At 78.0% G+C, this 2,120-nt stretch carries 2 protein-coding genes; both read right to left on the bottom strand.

What is annotated here, in order from left to right:
* Positions 1 to 1,178, bottom strand: a 1,178-nt coding sequence (locus FNQ90_RS20640; protein WP_182607730.1) for a glycosyltransferase, incomplete at its 3' end; no start/stop codon positions are given.
* Positions 1,179 to 1,252: 74 nt separating this feature from the next.
* Positions 1,253 to 2,089 (bottom strand): polysaccharide deacetylase family protein, encoded by an 837-nt coding sequence (locus tag FNQ90_RS20635; protein ID WP_182607729.1) that lies wholly within the window; start codon positions 2,087 to 2,089, stop codon positions 1,253 to 1,255.
* Positions 2,090 to 2,120: the final 31 nt, after the last annotated feature.

Below are 2,120 nucleotides of genomic sequence, written 5' to 3'. Positions count from 1 at the left end.
CCGATCCGCCCTCGCGGTCGCGCCAACGCCCGCCCCGGACGGATCGAAGCGCCCGTCGCGAGCACCCGGTACAGGTCCAGGTGGCGCCGGGCCACCCCGGCCGGGTCGTACCGCCCTCCGGGGCGCAGCACCTCGGGCACCGGCAGCCGGGCCGGCGGGCCGTCCGCCGTGATCTCCCGCAGCGCCCGAGCCAACTCCGGGGCGCGGGAGACGACCCGACGCGCCCCCGGTACCGCGCCGGGCGGGAGCTCCGTGATCGCCGGACAGTCCGCGTACAGCACCGGCAGGCCCGCCGCCACCGCCTCGATCACCGCCAGCCCGAAGGTCTCCGCCGGGGACGGGGAGACCAGCACGTCGGCGGCGGCGAGCAGGTCCGCCGCCGGCAGGGTGCCGGGCAGCAGCACCCGGTCCGCCACGCCGAGGTCGGCGGCCAACCGGCGCAGGCGGTCGTGCTCGGGCCCCTCCCCCGCCAGCACCAGCATCGGCGCCGGTCCCCGGCCGGGCCCGGCGCGCCCGGCGTCGGCCGACACGAGGGCCAGGGCCTCCACCAGGACCCCGAACCGCTTGCCCGGCACCAGCCGGCCCAACCCCGCCACCAGCGGGGTTCCCTCCGGTACCCCCCAACCGGCCCGGAGGCGGCCACGCGTTTCGGGGTCGGCCCGCAGCCGCGCGGCGTCCACACCGTTGGGCACCACGGCGATCCTTCGGCGCGGCACCCCCCAGCGCACCAGTCGGTCGGCCACCGCGCCGGAGACGGCGAGGGTGACCGTCCCGGGGCGTTCCCCCAGCAGGTACAGGGCGCGCACGCCCGGGCCGAGCCGGCGCTCCTCCAGCCGGCGCTCGCCCAGGGAGTGCTCGGTGGCCACCACGGCCCGCACGCCGGCGATCCGGGCGGCGATCCGCCCGTACAGGCACGCCCGGTACAGGTGGGTGTGCACGACGTCGTAACCGCCCGCGCGGATCAGCCGGACCAGACGGGGCAGGGCGCGCACGTCGCGGTTGCCGGACATCGGGACGTGGTGCACGGGCACGCCGTCGGCGATCATCTCCCGGGCCACCGGACCGGGGGCGGTGAGCGTGACCACCTCCTGACCGGGCGGCAGGAGTCGGAGCAGGTCGCGCAGTTGGCGTTCGGCGCCGCCGACGTCGAGGCCGGTGATGACGTGCAGCACCCGCACCGCGTCGGTGTCCGGTGCCGGTTCGGCGCGCGGCGGGGGCGCGGGGTGACCGGCCGGGGCGCCCGGGGCGCCGGTCACGCCCGGAACCCCGTGCCGACCGCCTCCGCAGGCGGCACCGGGCGGCGCCGGATCGGGTGCAGCAGGGCCTTGAGGGTCAGGCGCGCCGCGCCGTCCCGCTGCCCCACGTGCACCCGGGGCAGCGCGTACCGGCCGGTCAGAGGGCCGGGGTCGATCGCGCACGCGTAGCGGTAACCGGCGGCGCGGACGGCGGCCGACTCCCGGGGACCGACGGCACCGTACGGGTAGCAGAGCCCCGCGGGGGCGACGCCGGTCGTCGCGCGCAGCAGGTCTCGGCTCTCCCACAGCTCCCGGCGCAGTTCCCGGTCGTCGAGGTCGGGCAGGGCACGGTGGAGCAGGCCGTGCGAGCCGATCTCCACGCCGGCCCCGGCACAGGCCCGCACGCCCTCAGCGTCCAGCAGCGGCTTGCGCGGCCCCCTGAGGTCCCAGACGTTGTCGGCGCCGAGGAGGCCGGGAAGCACGTACAGGGACGCGGTGCAGCCATGGCGGCGCAGCAGCGGCAGGGCGTGCTCGGCGAAGTCGGCGTAACCGTCGTCGAAGGAGAGACCGACCAGGCCGGCGGAGCGTCCCGCCGCGTGCGCGTCGAGGAGTTCCCCGACCGAGACGCCGCGCAGGCCGCGGCGGCGCAGCAGGCCCAGCTGGCGGTCCAACCGTTCGGGGGTGACGGTGACCCGGTAGGGGTCGTCCTCCGGGGAGGCCAGGGGTGCGACGGAGTGGTACATGAGCACCCGCAGGCGCGCCGCCGGGCGGCGGGGCGCGGGTGGGGCGCCTGCGGTCCCGCGATCGGTGTCACGGGCGGTGTCACGGGCGGGAAAGGACAGCGGCGGGATCATGGTCTCGGCTCGCTTTCAGGGGGTCGAGGGG

The sequence above is a fragment of the Streptomyces alkaliphilus genome (assembly GCF_014141535.1).
Classification (GTDB): Bacteria; Actinomycetota; Actinomycetes; order Streptomycetales; family Streptomycetaceae; genus Streptomyces; species Streptomyces alkaliphilus.
The sequence above is the reverse complement of the archived record's forward strand: the minus strand, read 5'-3'. Positions and strand labels throughout refer to the sequence as shown.

Excerpts from the sequence above, each read along its gene's own strand:
- FNQ90_RS20635 (WP_182607729.1), bottom strand. The coding sequence starts at position 2,089 with ATGATCCCGCCGCTGTCCTTTCCCGCCCGTGACACCGCCCGTGACACC.